The organism is Streptomyces sp. O3, assembly GCF_054788135.1.
In genome coordinates this window covers 1-278 of record NZ_JBTVYK010000170.1, presented here as the reverse complement: position 1 = coordinate 278, position 278 = coordinate 1, and the positions used below count along the sequence as shown (strand labels likewise).

At 63.3% G+C, this 278-nt stretch carries 1 protein-coding gene; it reads right to left on the bottom strand.

All coding sequences use genetic code 11. The features are described from left to right. Nucleotides 1-278: CoA transferase (locus tag ACX6XY_RS30210; RefSeq protein ID WP_460337843.1), on the bottom strand; the 278-nt coding region annotated here is incomplete at both ends.

The following is a 278-nucleotide window of genomic DNA, read 5'->3' as shown; positions in this document are numbered from 1 at the left end:
GCCAGGACCTCCGGAATTTCCATGATCGGCGCGCACGGAATTCCCTCGGCCTCGAAGAGCGCGATCCAGTCGTCGCGCGACCTCTGCGCCAGGACGCCGGTTATGAGCTTTTCCAGCTCGGCGCGGGCGCGGACGCGCCCGTCATTCCTGGCAAAACGATGGTCGCGGGCCCATTGCGGGTTCCCGAGGGCTTTTGCCAATCGTTCGAATAATCGATCATTGCCAGCGGCAACGATCAAAGGACCGGTCGCCGTCGGAAATGCGCCATAGGGCACGAC